Source organism: Caldicellulosiruptor naganoensis (genome assembly GCF_026914285.1).
Lineage (GTDB): Bacteria > Bacillota > Thermoanaerobacteria > Caldicellulosiruptorales > Caldicellulosiruptoraceae > Caldicellulosiruptor > Caldicellulosiruptor naganoensis.
On the sequence record NZ_CP113864.1, the window covers coordinates 1,606,997 to 1,621,199 of the forward strand.

At 34.8% G+C, this 14,203-nt stretch carries 16 protein-coding genes and 1 pseudogene; 4 read left to right on the forward strand and 13 right to left on the reverse strand.

Annotated elements, in window-relative coordinates:
• Positions 1–26 precede the first annotated feature (26 nt).
• The 8 genes from OTJ99_RS07980 to OTJ99_RS08015 all read right to left on the reverse strand — a co-directional run bounded on the left by OTJ99_RS07980 (position 27) and on the right by OTJ99_RS08015 (position 6,871).
• The gene (locus OTJ99_RS07980) at positions 27–551 is read right to left on the reverse strand and encodes a DUF6106 family protein (RefSeq protein WP_045164562.1); all 525 of its coding nucleotides are present in this window, start codon (positions 549–551) and stop codon (positions 27–29) included.
• 41 nt (positions 552–592) lie between these two features.
• On the reverse strand, positions 593–1,150 hold the full coding sequence (gene lepB / locus OTJ99_RS07985) for a signal peptidase I (protein ID WP_045164561.1): 558 nt from the start codon (positions 1,148–1,150) through the stop codon (positions 593–595).
• An 85-nt stretch (positions 1,151–1,235) separates the two neighbouring features.
• On the reverse strand, positions 1,236–3,599 hold the full coding sequence (locus OTJ99_RS07990; RefSeq protein ID WP_045164560.1) for an endonuclease MutS2: 2,364 nt from the start codon (positions 3,597–3,599) through the stop codon (positions 1,236–1,238).
• Between the two features lie 110 nt (positions 3,600–3,709).
• Complete coding sequence (locus OTJ99_RS07995; protein ID WP_045164559.1) at positions 3,710–4,114, reverse strand: HEPN domain-containing protein; 405 nt, start codon at positions 4,112–4,114, stop codon at positions 3,710–3,712.
• Positions 4,107–4,454, reverse strand: coding sequence for a nucleotidyltransferase family protein (locus OTJ99_RS08000; protein WP_045164558.1), 348 nt, complete (start codon positions 4,452–4,454; stop codon positions 4,107–4,109). The genes OTJ99_RS07995 and OTJ99_RS08000 overlap by 8 nt, the downstream gene beginning before the upstream one ends.
• Before the next feature lie 22 nt (positions 4,455–4,476).
• Positions 4,477–5,736 (reverse strand): glutamate-5-semialdehyde dehydrogenase, encoded by a 1,260-nt coding sequence (locus OTJ99_RS08005; RefSeq protein ID WP_045164557.1) that lies wholly within the window; start codon positions 5,734–5,736, stop codon positions 4,477–4,479.
• Complete coding sequence (proB, locus tag OTJ99_RS08010) at positions 5,733–6,551, reverse strand: glutamate 5-kinase (RefSeq protein ID WP_045164556.1); 819 nt, start codon at positions 6,549–6,551, stop codon at positions 5,733–5,735. The genes OTJ99_RS08005 and proB overlap by 4 nt, the downstream gene beginning before the upstream one ends.
• A 17-nt stretch (positions 6,552–6,568) precedes the next feature.
• Positions 6,569–6,871, reverse strand: a complete 303-nt coding sequence (locus tag OTJ99_RS08015; RefSeq protein ID WP_045164555.1) for a hypothetical protein — start codon at positions 6,869–6,871, stop codon at positions 6,569–6,571.
• 119 nt (positions 6,872–6,990) lie between these two features.
• Here OTJ99_RS08015 and thpR point away from each other — a divergent pair, with 119 nt between their 5' ends.
• The 3 genes and pseudogenes from thpR to OTJ99_RS08030 form a co-directional block, all read left to right on the forward strand.
• Positions 6,991–7,545: an RNA 2',3'-cyclic phosphodiesterase gene (gene thpR / locus OTJ99_RS08020; RefSeq protein WP_039766380.1), complete on the forward strand. Its 555-nt coding sequence runs from the start codon at positions 6,991–6,993 to the stop codon at positions 7,543–7,545.
• Positions 7,546–7,589: 44 nt separating this feature from the next.
• Positions 7,590–8,765 (forward strand): MFS transporter, encoded by a 1,176-nt coding sequence (locus OTJ99_RS08025; RefSeq protein WP_045164554.1) that lies wholly within the window; start codon positions 7,590–7,592, stop codon positions 8,763–8,765.
• A 21-nt stretch (positions 8,766–8,786) separates the two neighbouring features.
• A pseudogene (locus OTJ99_RS08030) lies at positions 8,787–8,939 on the forward strand (DUF2442 domain-containing protein); the annotation flags it as partial.
• Positions 8,940–9,015: 76 nt separating this feature from the next.
• On the opposite strand, the gene OTJ99_RS08035 reads toward OTJ99_RS08030, so the two are convergent.
• A complete protein-coding gene (locus OTJ99_RS08035; protein WP_045164553.1) occupies positions 9,016–10,719 on the reverse strand; it encodes an IS1634 family transposase in 1,704 nt (567 codons plus the stop codon).
• 214 nt (positions 10,720–10,933) lie between these two features.
• Here OTJ99_RS08035 and OTJ99_RS08040 point away from each other — a divergent pair, with 214 nt between their 5' ends.
• Positions 10,934–11,101 carry a hypothetical protein gene (locus OTJ99_RS08040; RefSeq protein ID WP_083943481.1) on the forward strand — a complete coding sequence of 56 codons (168 nt, stop codon included), beginning with the start codon at positions 10,934–10,936 and terminating at the stop codon, positions 11,099–11,101.
• A gap of 59 nt (positions 11,102–11,160) precedes the next feature.
• On the opposite strand, the gene OTJ99_RS08045 is transcribed toward OTJ99_RS08040, so the two are convergent.
• The 4 genes from OTJ99_RS08045 to OTJ99_RS08060 form a co-directional block, all read right to left on the reverse strand.
• Positions 11,161–11,625, reverse strand: a complete 465-nt coding sequence (locus OTJ99_RS08045) for a flagellar protein FlgN (RefSeq protein ID WP_045164546.1) — start codon at positions 11,623–11,625, stop codon at positions 11,161–11,163.
• Between the two features lie 14 nt (positions 11,626–11,639).
• Complete coding sequence (fliS, locus tag OTJ99_RS08050) at positions 11,640–12,017, reverse strand: flagellar export chaperone FliS (protein ID WP_045164547.1); 378 nt, start codon at positions 12,015–12,017, stop codon at positions 11,640–11,642.
• Positions 12,018–12,114: 97 nt separating this feature from the next.
• Positions 12,115–13,740: a flagellar filament capping protein FliD gene (fliD, locus tag OTJ99_RS08055; protein WP_045164548.1), complete on the reverse strand. Its 1,626-nt coding sequence runs from the start codon at positions 13,738–13,740 to the stop codon at positions 12,115–12,117.
• Between the two features lie 14 nt (positions 13,741–13,754).
• Positions 13,755–14,153, reverse strand: coding sequence for a flagellar protein FlaG (locus OTJ99_RS08060; RefSeq protein WP_045164549.1), 399 nt, complete (start codon positions 14,151–14,153; stop codon positions 13,755–13,757).
• Positions 14,154–14,203: the final 50 nt, after the last annotated feature.

Genomic DNA, 14,203 nt, shown 5'->3' on the forward strand with positions numbered 1-14,203 from the left:
CTCAGTCTCCTTTTAGAAAAGTTTTGTTACCTGTAAACCTGGTAAGGCTTTTTCTGCAAAAATCTCTTAATTGCCTCGACAATCTCTTCATTTGGTTCAAACAAAATGCGTGTCTTTTTCCCATCGACGTTTGCAATTATAGCATACACGTTTTCTTCGCCTTTGTTAGAAGTGCAGTCAAACGACTGGACAATGCTTTTGTCATTCTTTTGAGCGTTGTACATACTGCTATCTTTTGAGGATATGAAATAGTCAATCTTTCGAATGTCTAAAGACACAACCCTGCTTCGTTTCCTCTGGGCAATAATCTTGTCTATGTCAAGATAGTAGTTTGTTACAGCATATTCAAACTCAATATTGTAGTTTTTTGAAAGATAGACTGCTCCCCAGATTGCCAAGACCAAAAGAACTGGGCCTAAGGTGTTTAGAATTGGAATGAAGAAGGTTGCAAGTCCTACAAGCACCCCGCCTATGATTATCAAAACCTGTTTTGCCTTTTCGCTTGAGGTCTTTCTTCTGACTATCAACTGTTCGTGAAATACATCATTCATATTTAAATATCAACCCTCCGCCTCGATTTATCTTTAAAAAACTATTTTACAATCCCTATTCTGGAAAGAGGCCATATTCTAAATTCAACCTTGCCAATAATATCATCACGGGGAACATACTTGTTTTCCCAGAATCGGCTGTCGTGTGAGTCGTTCCTGTTATCACCCATCATGAAATAATGCCCAGGTGGCACTTTATACGGTCCAAAGCTCCCTACCATTGGCTCTTTTAGATAGTTTTCCTTGTACACTTTTCCGTTGATGTACAAAATACCATCTTTTATCTCTATTGTATCGCCCGGAAGTCCAATTACCCTTTTGACATACAGTGTTTTTCTGTCGTCAGGGTACTTGAACACAACAATATCGCCTCGTTTTACATCTTGGATATGCAGAGCGTATCCAAGCTTGTACACAAACAACCTGTCATTGAGTTGAATTGTGTTTAGCATCGACCCTGTGGGAACAATTACAAGCGAAAAGACATATGTTCTTAAAATAAGGGCAACTAAAACTGCTCCGCCTATCCACAAAATCCATTCAATAACTTCTTTGAGTACTTTGTTTTGTAGTTTTAATGTTTGCTCTTCCATTTTCATGACCGTCTCCTTCTTTGCAAAAAATAGAATTAAAAGCTTAAATATAAGTTTAAATGAATTTATTTATCAAGTCAATAATTAGAAGTTAGTCTCTCAGCTCAACAATGGTAACCCCTTGCTCACCTTCACCGTATGTTCCGTCTCTGAAAGACTTCACAAGCGGATGGCGTTTTAAAAAGTTCCTGATTGCCTGGCGTAACACCCCTGTGCCTTTCCCATGAATTATTGTAACTTGCTTCAGCCCGCTTGTGTACGCATCATCTAAATACTTATCCACATCTAAAATTGCATCATCACTTGTCTTTCCCCTGACATCAATAGACAAATCAACTCTTTTTTCTTTGAGTTTGACGTTTTTAGAGGCTGTTTGATAAATTTTGTTTTCTTCCTCTTCTACCTCTTCAATATCAGAGATATTGACATTTAGCTTCATAATTCCTATCTGAACAGTCAAATTTCCTTTTGAGTCGGGCAGGCTCTCGACAAACCCCACCGCATCAAAGCTTCTGACATACACTTTTTGACCTAATCGAATATTTTGCAGTGTTTTTTTGGTTTTGAACTCAGCTTCTTGTTTTTCCTGCTGTGATATGCTTTGAATCAACCTTTCATATTCTCTTTTTTTCTCTTCTAACTCCTTTAAAACCTCTTTTTCTTTTAAGTTTTCAGCAAGTTTTCGAAGGTCTTTAAAAAGATTTTCTATTTCATACTGTGCTCTTTCTACAATCTCTTTTGCCTCATTTATGGCCTTTTTGCGAATTCTCTCCTTCTCTTGATCAAACCTTTTTTTCTCCTCTTCATACGCCGCCTTTAAAGCTTGTGCTTCAAGCTTCAATTTCTGAGCAAGTTCAAGGTTTTCCTCAGCTTCTTTTCTCTTTTGTTCCATTTCGTTTATTATTCTGTCAAGATCAATTGTCTTTTGAGACAAATACCCTCTTGCCATCTCAACAATACCTTTGTCAAGTCCAAGATTGGATGAAATTACAAGTGCATTGCTCCTTCCAGGAATTCCTATCAAAAGCCTGTACGTAGGCTTTAGGGTTTTTACATCAAACTCACAAGAAGCGTTTTCAAACCGATCTTCTTGCTGAGCAAATATTTTTAGCTCACCATAGTGTGTTGTAGCTATCACCTTGCTGCCCTTCTCAGAAAGATATTTCAAGATTGCTTTCGCCAAAGCTGCACCTTCTTCAGGGTCTGTACCTGCTCCAATCTCATCTAATAGCACAAGAGTTTTATCATCTGCATTTTTTGTTATTTCAATGATGTTTTTCATATGTGCCGAAAATGTGGAAAGGCTCTGGACTATACTTTGATCATCTCCAATATCAGCAAAAATCTTTTGAAATATGCAAAGCTGGGAGCCTTCATCTGCTGGGATGAATATTCCGCTCTGGCAAAGAAGACAAAAAAGCCCTACCGTCTTTAGTGTTACAGTCTTTCCACCTGTGTTGGGGCCTGTTATTATAAGAACGTCGAAGTCTTTGCCTAAATGAATATCAATAGGAACAACCTTGTCTTTTTGTATTAATGGATGCCGAGCTTTTTTGAGATTTATAATGCCATCTGTAGTTATTATTGGTTTGCTTGCGTTCATTTCTTTTGCCCAAATAGCTTTCGTAAATACTATGTCAAGCTCAACAAGTGCATAAAAAGATGTTTCAATTTCCTCACAATAGCTTGCTATCAAAGAGGATATCTCTTGCAAAATTCTCTCTATTTCCTCTTTTTCTTGATTTTTTAAAATTCTGATTTGATTTGATATCTCAACACAAACAAAAGGCTCAACAAATAAAGTTGCACCTGTTGCTGACTGGTCATGGATAATTCCTTTCACTTCATTTCTAAACTCTGCCTTAACAGGAAGTAAGAGCTTTTCGCCTCTGATTGTTATAATTGGCTCTTGTAAAAACCTTTGGATTTTTGGGTCGCGAATCATGCTATTTAGTTCATCTCTTATTCTACTCTCAAGTTTTCTAATCCTATCTCTTATTTCCTTTAACCTTGGTGATGCAGTATCTAAGATTTCATCTGCTGTTAAAAATGTCTGGTCAATTCTTGAGATTACTTCTTTTAAATTTACAAGTCTTTTTTTCATACTTTCAAGAAAACTAAAGTCTTGTGTGTAAGAAAGATAAGTTCGCATCTCATAAGAAAGTTTCAACACTTTTCCAATTTGCAAAATCTCTTGTGGATTTAAAGTTGCCCCAAGCTTTGATTTCTTAAGGCTTGGCAGTATATTTTCAAACTCCAAAGTTGGTGGATTTCCATACTTTAGAACGTACCTGTAGCCTTCATCGACCTTATTAAGTTCATTTTCTATATCTGCAACATTGGTTGATGGAATGAGGTTTTCAAAATATTCCTTTGCTGGAGTTGACTTTGCCATGTTTTTTAAAATCTCAATTATCTTGTCATACTCCAACGCTTTGAGTGTCTTTTGGTTCAACTTTCAAAACCCCTTCTTATATGAATTTAAGTTCTCAAGTTTTAATTATACCACAAAACAAAAGCGGGCTGTCTTCATAATTCATGAAAACAGCCCCTAACATTTTCTTTTTATTTTTCTTTAAAATGCTCGCAAATAAACCTTTCAACTTCTTTAATGAAAAATTCAGCATTTTTCAGTTGATTTTCTGCTTGGTCTCTTGACACCATATAAAAATCATCATAGTCACATCTTTCTCTTAATTTAAATGCCGAAGCTACTATTTTATAGAGTTCTTTGCTAAATTTCTCAGTATGAATAAAATGCTGATTAAAATATGCTATTACACCTGAATGTCTTTTCGAATCAAATTTGTTTATTGCATTAACGGCTCGAATCGCATGAAATATTGCATAATAAGACCTATTAATAGAAGCTTTGTAAAGTCCATTCTCATAATTTACTTTAGCAGCTTTTAAATCTTCTTTGGCTTTTTCCAGACGATAAAATGAAAGAGCTTTAATATACTCATCCATACAATACAATCCCTTCGTTCTCTATATTTTTATAGTAAGGTAAGATTTCTTTATATTGCATATATCTCTGATAACTGATGTCTACTATAGAAATTAATTTCAAGCTTCTATATCCAATTTCACTTATTATTTCATCCAACTTATTTTCATAGTCTTTTAACGCTTGCTCGTCCTCATCAACTAATACCGCTATATCAATATCAGATTCTTCATTTTGAGTTCCTTTAGCATATGAACCATAGAGGACTATTTTTTTTAGTTTATCACCATATAATTCTTTTAACTCTTCAACCACTTTATTAATAACATCTTGGTAATTTTCCAGTTTGATATCACTCACAACAAATCAACTCCAATTTCTTCTATTCTCTTACCTGCCCGCTTCCATAGATAATGTATTTTATAGTTGTGAGCTCTTTTAGTCCCATAGGACCTCTTGCGTGAAGCTTTTGAGTAGAGATTCCAATTTCTGCACCAAAGCCAAATTCAAATCCGTCTGTGAATCTTGTTGAGGCGTTTACATAACAAGCTGCCGCATCAACCAAGTCCAAAAACTTTTGTGCATTGAAATAATCCCTTGTAACAATTGCCTCTGAGTGTTTCGAACCGTACTTATTTATGTGTTCTATTGCCGCATCAACACTATCAACAACCTTCACACCTATTATCAAATCCAAATACTCTGTGTACCAGTCATCTTCAGTTGCCTCTTTTACCTCAATACCATTTTTCTTGCAGATTTCAACTGTCTTGCTACAACCTCTTATTTCAACACCTTTTGACATAAGTTCCCTTACAATCATTGGCAAAAAGCTCTCTGCTATATTTTTGTGGACAAGGAGCTTTTCAGCTGCATTGCAAACACCGGGCCGCTGTGTTTTCGCGTTAACTACAATTCTTTTTGCCATCTCAAAATCAGCACTCTCATCGACAAACACATGGCAGTTGCCAACACCTGTTTCAATTACAGGCACAGTTGCATTTTGAACAACTGTCTTTATCAAATTTGCTCCCCCGCGCGGAATCAAAAGGTCTAAATATTCATTGAGCTTCATCATAGCCACTGCTGTCTCTCTTGATGTATCCTCTACAATCTCTATGCTACCTTCATCAATCCCTGCTTCAATCAATCCCTCTTTCATTGTCTTGACAAGTGCGATGTTAGAATTTATAGCTTCTGAGCCGCCTCGCAAAAGAACGCTATTTCCTGCTTTTAAACACAGCACAGCTGCGTCAACTGTCACATTTGGACGTGCCTCATAGATTATACCAATTGCCCCAATTGGTACTCTTTTTTGTCCAATAATAAGCCCATTTGGGCGCTTCCACATAGAAATAACCTCGCCAACAGGATCTGGAAGCTTTATAACATCTTCTATTCCCTTGCAAATCTGTCTTATTCTATCTTCTGTTAGTTTTAGCCTGTCTAAAAGCGCACCCTTTATACCTTTGTTTTGTGCATTTTCCATGTCTTTTTGGTTTTCAACAAGAATGTATTCCATGTTATCTAAAATCTTTTTTGATATGCAGCTCAAGGCAAGGTTTTTCTGGCTTTCAGAAAGATTCATAAGTTTTTTTGAAGCCTCTTTCACCTTTTTTGCTTTGTAAATCAAGTCACTCATCTTTTCACTTCACTCCCTCTTTGATATACTTCTTTGCAAATAAACAGTGTGCCAACATCTTTCCCTGCTAAGATATCCCTCAAAACTGATGGATTTTCTCCATTTGCAATTACCATAGGAATTTTATTTTGCATTGCAATCTTTGCCGCTTCAATTTTGGTTTGCATACCACCAGTTGAGTTCAAAGACCCAGCTCCTCCTGCAATGCTCTCTATGTATGAGTCAATCTCAAAAACCTCTTTTATAAGCTCTGCATCCTTGTTCAGTCTTGGGTCACATGAATAAAGTCCGTCTATGTCAGAAAGAATTATCAGAAGGTCTGCACCAATTATTGTTGCAACATAGGCAGAGAGCGTGTCATTGTCGCCAAATTCAAGCTCTTCGATGGCAACAACGTCATTCTCATTTACAATTGGAATTGCACCAAACTTGAAAAGCTGCTCAAAAGTGTTTTTAACATTCAACATCTTTTTTTCCTCATCAACAACATCTTTTGTCAAGAGTACCTGGGCAACCACAACTCCATACTCACCAAAAAGCTTTTCGTAAATCTGCATTAAAATTCCCTGGCCAATAGCTGCAAGCGCCTGTTTTTCCTGGGTTGTTTTGTGATTTTTTGTAAGCCCAAGCCGCCCCAAGCCTGATGCAACAGCGCCAGATGTGACAAGCACAACGTCTCTTCCCTCATTTTTTATGTCAGAAAGAACTCTTGCAAGTTTCTCCAATCGCGAAAGATTTAGTTTGCCGGTTGGATATGTAACAGTGCTTGTTCCAACCTTAACTACAATCTTTTTGACATCAGCAAAATTCCTCATTAGCCTGCCCCCAGTACCTATTCTTTTTCTATTTTAAAATCTTCAGGGGATTTGTTAAAATATACATGATACTTATTATCTTCTTCGACGATGTAAAAATCTGTCTGTGTAACTAAATCGATATTGATTCTTCTTAGAAGTTCTTCTTGGATAATTGTGGCAATGTTTGGTATATACTTTTTTATGTCATTTTCATCAAGGCTTTTTACATAGATTGGAAGCTTTCCTTTTTGCGGTTTGTATATTTCTACATTGATAATTCCTGGCGATACAGGTTTGTCTGTGGGATATAGAAGCTTTGTGTTATAAAGTGCTTCCATTGCCTCTTTCCCCCTGCTAAAATTTAAAAATAGACCTTCCTCCTTTTTATTCTACCAAATTGTATGCGCGCATTCAAAGGTTTTTGAAAAAATGATGTAAAGAAAGGAGAAAAACCAAAATGAGAACCTTCATTGGAATTGATTTCCCAAGAAAGCTAAAAGAGCAAATAGTCGAAGCACAGAGCTATTTAAAATCAATCAGTAAAAAAGGAAGGTGGAAGTACATCGATAACTTTCATCTTACTTTAAAATTCTTAGGTGAGATAGAATATGACCATGTTGAGAAGATTAAAGAGGTGTTAACAAAGAATTTAGAAGGTTTTTCTTCTTTTTCACTTAAGATTTTCTCTTGTGGATATTTCAAAGGAAGCAAAAACGCTTTGCGTGTTGTATATTTAAAGCCAGATGGTGATTTAGATAAGTTAAATAATCTTTATCAAATAGTGGAAGACTCTCTTTATTCAATCGGTTTTGAAAAAGAAAAAAGAGACTATACTCCTCATATAACAATTGCTCAGGATGTTATTTTGGATGAGTCTTTTGACAAGTTCAAGCAGTACGTTGAAAACTACAAATTTGACCTAATTCCTGTTGAAAGTGTTATTTTATTTTTAAGCGAAGAGATTGATAGAAAAAGAGTCTACACACCACTTTTTGAGATAAAGCTAAAGTAAGTAAATTTAATAAAAAATTTTTAGAAAGGACTGAGGATTTTAATATGCAAAAGACACAGGGCAGCGTTAGACTTGCATTCTCAGCTATTTCACTTTTTATATTGGCAAATGCATTTATGGGAATTGGTGGTGGGATTAATGACACTATCTTTAACAACTATATTGCAGCAACTTTTAAAATTTCACCTGTGGCACGAGGTGTGCTTGAGTTTCCTCGCGAGACACCAGGGTTTTTGATAATCTTTTTAATAGGCTTTTTATACTTCCTTGGGGATTTGAGAGTAAGCATCATAGCAACACTTCTTTGCTCTGTATCTCTGGTTGGACTTGGCTATTTTGCGCCAAGCTTTGCTCTTTTGATTTTATGGACAGCTTTTTACAACACAGGCACCCACCTTAACATGGTTTTGACATCAAGCATTGGAATGGCACTTTCAAAAGAAGACTCTTACGGCAAAACCTTAGGGCTCATTGGCTCTGTTTCAACCGCCGCTGCAGTTATTGGTTATTTCACTGTCATGGTAGGGTTTAAATTTCTCAATTTTTCATTCAAAACAGCCTACCTCATTGCTGCAGTGATGTACATCCTTGCTGCAATATTTTTGATGCCAATCAAAATGCCAAATGTGAGAAATCACAAAGGTCTAAAGTTTGTAATCAAAAAAGATTACTGGCTCTACTATGTTCTTTCTATCTTCTTTGGTGCAAGAAAGCAGATTTTTATCACATTTGCTCCTTGGGTGTTGATTAAGATATTTAAACAGCCTGTTTCAAATTTTGCTCTGGTTGGAATAATCTGCTCCATTTTAGGAATTGGGTTTAGAAACGTTATAGGCAGGCTTATTGACAAGCTTGGTGAAAAGAAAGTTTTGACATTTGATGCGATTGTCATTTTCTTAATTTGTATAGGATATGCTATGACCGAGAACATAAAGATAAAAAGCTTGGCTTTGGGCTTGGCATATGCGTGTTATATAATTGATAATCTAATGTTTGCAACATCAATGGCAAGGTCAACGTACATAAAGAAAATTATAAAACATCCTGATGATTTGACTCCAACTCTTTCAACAGGCACAAGCATGGACCATGCAGTTTCTATGAGCCTTCCTGTGCTATCTGGCTTTTTGTGGAATAAGTTCGGGTATGAATATGTGTTTTTACTTGCAGCTCTCTTTGCCCTGGGGAATTTGTATTTTGTGAGGAAGATAGAAATTTGAAAGGAGGGGATTTTAAACATGATGGAATATTATCCTGAGGTTGTTCAGGTTATACCTACAGAAGACTATAAAGTTTATATTTACTTTGATGATGGTAGCATAAAACTCTTTGATGCATCAAGTCTTCTTGAAAAGGGTGAATTTCAAAGACTTAAAGACAAAAAGTTTTTCTTGACTTTGTCAGTTTGAAGCTCAAAAAGCTTGGGAGGACTGGGATTGACAAAATATGGACCTCAATTTTGTCACTACATCATTTGCTAATACCAATAAATTCTAAGCCTTCCTCATATGTCATGAAGTTTTTTGGACCCTTTATCTTCATTACATTCAGTATATCTCCAGCTTCTCCCTCAATTTTTTGCTTTATCAAATATTTCTTCCCTTTTATCTCTATTTCAAAAAAGTTCATTGAATATATTGCTTCCATTATCCTTTCACTACTTATTCCTTTACCTTTTCTCCTCAAAATATATTCCAATGTCCTTTGCAGTAAAAATGCCAAAAAACATATCACAAAATGTCCTTTTATTCTGCTTTCTGTAAAGTGATATATCGGTCGCACTTCTAAACAGCTTTTCATTACTCTGAATGACTGTTCTATCTTCCATAAATCGTGATATGCTCCTAAAACCTCTTCTACATCCATATCCTTTTTGCTCGTTTGAATTGCATAATAACCGTCAAATTTCTCATCTCGTTTTATCGTTTCCTCATCCAATACATATTCTTCTGATTTTGATTTCTTCTTCAAATATTTCCTTGCACCTTTCTTTTCTAAGGCTGTTATGCTTCCTTTGTTCTCTAAAAGCTCTTTGGCTTTTCTTACCAATCTCTCTCTGTCTTCTTTGTCTTTCTTGGCTCTCTTGCTTGAATACGTTATTATCAAATTCTCTTCTATTTTGAACTCTTTACCCTCTTCATCCTTGACAATATTTGTTCTTTCCAATACCTTATATTTGAATTCATCACCATAAATTTCTTCAGCATTCAAACATCTTTTGCCATCAAGTCTTTTATATCCTTCTTCATTAAAAACTTCATCTAAAATTTCTTTACTTGCATTCTTTAATCTGCTTGCTACTATATAGTCGTACCCAGCTTCTTTTATCATCTTTAAATTTATTCTGCTGTTAAGCCCTTTGTCTGCTACTATTATTATCTTATCTATACTAAATTTTTCCTTCAGCTTCCTCAGTATCTTTACCATCGTCTTGCTATCTATCGTATTACCAGGAAAAAGTTCATACCCTATCGGTCTGCCTTCTTTGTCCACCAAAAGCCCTAATACAACTTGCACTTCATTTACCTTGTTGTCTTTGCTAAACCCAAAATTTTTAAGTTCATCCGCTCTACAACTCTCAAAGTATATTGTCGTCACATCATAAAACACTACATCAACTACCATCTTAAATAAGTCTTTATTTCTCTGATACAGGTATGTCTCTAAATCTTCTTTTACACTGTCAAGAAAATCTAAACACCTGTACAATTGATTCAAATCTATATCCTCTTCAAATCCAAAATATTTGCTTCTCTGATGATAAGTTCTTAGTTTGCTCATTGGCTCTATCAATCTCTGTATGGTCATTAAAAAACTTACTTTGTCTACATCAAATTTTATCTTTCTCTCTTTTGCTGCTTTCCCTTTTAAAAACTTATCAATTTCAAGCTCCTGCCATAACTTTCTGTATACAATGTATCCCCAGTTTTTTACAACTGCATCCGAAATATCTTCTTCAGATTCAATAGTAACAGCTTTTGCATTCTCAGTAGTTGTTTCAGCGACAATATCAGATAGTTTTTTTACAATGTTTTTAAAAGCGGGGTCATCTTTGAGAATATCAAGTCTACCAAAGTTAAATAGTACTCTTTGCTTTACTTTACCATTTTCACGGTAATTTTCGACTAACCTAACATACTGATAACCGCCAGCATTAGTAATTTTGACAAACATATGGCAACTCCTTGAAGATAGTTTGTTATATTGTACCACAAAATATTTAAAAAGTCAAGCAAATTCAGTATATATTAAGCTAAAATTTGTCCCTACATTTTTTAAAATTTTTTATTTTTCTCTTCTTGAAACCCGCATAAATTAAGACTTTGTTATTTTTTGTTAGCTCAAAAACACCTCTTAACTGACAAAGTCAAGAGACAAAAAGTTTTTTATGGAAAGGTGCACAGTTTTAAATGGCACACTTGCATGGGATGTGAGTGGAAACTACGATGAGGCGACCTGTCTTGATTTAGACCCACTTGTTTTGTATCAGACCTGTCCTGATGTTGACGAACCAGAATGGTTGTTTAAACAAAGTGAAGACAAAAATACTAAATAGCAAAGAAAAAGGGTCCCTCTTCTTTGTTGGTTCTGATTTGTTAAAGTAAAGGAGCCCTTTTATTCCTTTTTGTCAAATCCAGAATGATAGTCTATTTGTTTATAAGATGTATAATCTTTTATAGCCTCTTTTTTGTATCTAAGAGTTTTTATAGTCCTTTTTACCTCATCAAACTTTGCTCGAATTAGAATGCTATTTTTCTCATCAATCTCTTTTATTACTTTTAATTTCTCCATAATTGATGAAGTCAAGCTCTTGAGCAAAATCCCTGTCTCTTTGTCTATATCAGTTATCTCATCAAAGCTTTTGATATTTTTTGCCTTTTTTATCCCCTCAAACTCCTTTATAAACTCATCGTCAAGGATATTTATCCTTTCAATTAGCTTTGCTTTCTTATCAACAATTTCAGATAATTCATCAAAATTGTCATTTAAAATATATTCTTGTTGAAGATTTGTAAGCTCTAAAAACTTATCAACAAGCTTTTCCTTTTCTTCAAGAAGATTTATCAATTTTTCATACATAAACCCCAACCCTTTTACTTATTTTTTTGCTGTCTTGCAATCTTAATTGCCTCTGCCCAAGTATTTCGCATCTCCTCAACAATTTCAAGAGCTTCTTGTAAATATTTCTTATCTTTTTTAAGATTTGCTTGAATAAGCCATCTGTAGATAAAATCGTATAGGCTCATCAAATTTTTTGAAATCTCATAACTCATATCAAGTGTTGACATAAGCTCTGTGATGATATTTTCGGCTTTTATAATGTTCTCATTTGCCTTGTCAAGCTTTTTTTCATCAATTGCTTGCATTGCAGCTTTAATAAACCTAATACAACCATCATATAGCATTAAAGTTAGTTCTTCAGGTGGTTTTGTCATTATAACCTCTTCTTGATATCTTGCTGCAGCATCCATAAAATCTCTTCCCCCTCATATTTTTTAAACTTGAAGTTTTTGTTTCTCCTCTATGTTTTATTTAACACTTCTATTGTTCGAACTTTTGTCATCTTCATTACTTACCACTGAATTGTTGAGAAAGCCATGAGCTTTGTGTATTCATTTGAGCAATCAGTCGTTCAAGCTGAGTAAATTGTCTGTAGTATCTATCCTCTATTTGTTTTAATCTTTCTTGTTCAGCATTCATTTGATCTGCAATGCTTCTTAATTGTTTACCAATATAGCTGTTGGGATCATAATAATTTGTAAAGTAAGGCTTGCCTGCTATGTCATTAATTTTCTTCAAAGTATCATTTGCCAGCTTGTAAAATCTTTGTAAAATTCCTTGATTTTCTATTGGTGTATCGGGATCTGAGTCGGTGTATGTGAAAAGTTTTACAAATGCGTCTAAATTATTAGATATTGCTTCTCTAAGTTTGCCTTCGTCTCTTATATAAAGCTTCCCTTCTTTGCTCTCAAAGTAACTAAATGTTTCAATCCCTGCTTCTGTAATAACATCCAAACTTGAAGGAAGACCAGGTACTGCTTTATAGAGGTAATACCTTATATTGTTCAGAAAACTGCTTAATATAGGGTCATTATTCAATAGTCCCTTTTTTGCTGCCTCTTCCCATTTTTTGATGTCCTCTTCTTTCATCTGAGCCTTTTGGTCTTCTGTGAGAGGTGGATAGTCTCTATTTCTTTTTTCTGTAATTTTGCTGTAAATCTTGCTAACTAGGTCATTATACTTATTTATAAAATCCTTTACATTATTTACAATCGCATCAATGTCTTTAGAGACAGTAAATCCCACTGTTGCCCCAGTCGTATCTTTATTCAACGTTATAACCATTCCTAAAAAACTAAATGAATTTCGGGAATATTTTAAATTTAAATAAGCAACATTTCTTGACAAATCGTTGATAGACACTTCTGCATTAGTTCCTCGTGTCCTACTATCTACCGTCAGATCTGATAAATTTGGGTCTCCACCAGTATCTAAGTTAAGTTCTATTAAACCAGTTTGTTTTGTGGTAACAAGAAGCTTTCCCAATGTCGAATCATAATAAGCACTCACTGTGCCCGTAGAATTTAGTTTGGATACTATCTCTGCTGCAAAACTATTTGCATCAGAAAATTTTGTCACATCTATAGTAAGATAATCAGAGGTGGATGGTTGAGTAGTTGAAAGTTTTACTGTTACATAATCGAAGGTGTTTATATCGGCGTCTGTTTGAGTGCTAATACTGACATATAGTGTGCTGATATTATTAGATTTTAGCTTATCAAAAGTTGCAGAAATATTTGAAAGCACCATCGTAGAAGGTTTTGCGATACTATTTATTGTTATTTCATAATTACCCTCTAAAGCATTGGCCGTTCCAGTAACATTTATATAGCCGCCATCAATTGCCGGACCTGTTGCTTTGAACTTAACAAAGTTACTTGAAAGCTTAAGATTAAATACATAATCTTTAAAACTTGAGATTTCTTTTGCCATATTCATATAATCTTCTCTTTGCCATTGAAGAAGCTGATGCTGCTGATATAGTTTATTATATCTTGCTTTCTGAATACTCATTAAGCCTTGTATAATTGAGTCTGTATCAAGCCCGCTGGCAAGTCCACCGATTCTTGTATAGTATTTGTATGCATTATAGGGATTTGTGTAACTTGTAGAACTTGTCGAGCCAACATTCATCTTTCATCATCTCCTTATCTTCTCTCATCCACAAAAATGCCTGCAAGCTCCCAAAGCTTTGCAATTATATCTAATATCTTCTCTGGAGGTATTTCTCTTATTAGTTCATTTGTTTCTTTATCATATACTTTTACAACAATTTCATGTGTCTCCTTGTGTATTGAAAATTCAAGCCTTGTGTACTTCGCCTCAAACGCTTTATTTGCCTGGTTTATCATTTTAATAAGTGTATCTTCATCAAGCTCTTTTCTGCTGTTCTTGTCTGCAAGCTTATCATTAACTTCTTCTTTGTTTATACCCTTCTCTTCTTGCAAGTTAACTTCGATATTTTCAAGTTTTGTTCTGCTGTCTTGAACTCTTGAGACTGTATTTGATATATCAACAGCTTTGACTCCAATGCTATCAACAACCATTATCGTTTCCCTCTCTTTTTAGTCTTCTCTTATTATATTATCGGTTGTGG

Coding starts and splice junctions, on each gene's coding strand:
- proB (WP_045164556.1), bottom strand. CDS start 6,551: ATGAGGAATTTTGCTGATGTCAAAAAGATTGTAGTTAAGGTTGGAACA.
- OTJ99_RS07980 (WP_045164562.1), bottom strand. CDS start 551: ATGAATGATGTATTTCACGAACAGTTGATAGTCAGAAGAAAGACCTCA.
- fliD (WP_045164548.1), bottom strand. CDS start 13,740: ATGAATGTTGGCTCGACAAGTTCTACAAGTTACACAAATCCCTATAAT.
- lepB (WP_045164561.1), bottom strand. CDS start 1,150: ATGAAAATGGAAGAGCAAACATTAAAACTACAAAACAAAGTACTCAAA.
- OTJ99_RS08060 (WP_045164549.1), bottom strand. CDS start 14,153: ATGGTTGTTGATAGCATTGGAGTCAAAGCTGTTGATATATCAAATACA.
- OTJ99_RS08035 (WP_045164553.1), bottom strand. CDS start 10,719: ATGTTTGTCAAAATTACTAATGCTGGCGGTTATCAGTATGTTAGGTTA.
- OTJ99_RS08015 (WP_045164555.1), bottom strand. CDS start 6,871: ATGGAAGCACTTTATAACACAAAGCTTCTATATCCCACAGACAAACCT.
- fliS (WP_045164547.1), bottom strand. CDS start 12,017: ATGGATGCTGCAGCAAGATATCAAGAAGAGGTTATAATGACAAAACCA.
- OTJ99_RS08005 (WP_045164557.1), bottom strand. CDS start 5,736: ATGAGTGACTTGATTTACAAAGCAAAAAAGGTGAAAGAGGCTTCAAAA.
- OTJ99_RS08045 (WP_045164546.1), bottom strand. CDS start 11,625: ATGTATGAAAAATTGATAAATCTTCTTGAAGAAAAGGAAAAGCTTGTT.
- OTJ99_RS08040 (WP_083943481.1), top strand. CDS start 10,934: ATGGAAAGGTGCACAGTTTTAAATGGCACACTTGCATGGGATGTGAGT.
- OTJ99_RS07995 (WP_045164559.1), bottom strand. CDS start 4,114: ATGGATGAGTATATTAAAGCTCTTTCATTTTATCGTCTGGAAAAAGCC.
- OTJ99_RS08025 (WP_045164554.1), top strand. CDS start 7,590: ATGCAAAAGACACAGGGCAGCGTTAGACTTGCATTCTCAGCTATTTCA.
- thpR (WP_039766380.1), top strand. CDS start 6,991: ATGAGAACCTTCATTGGAATTGATTTCCCAAGAAAGCTAAAAGAGCAA.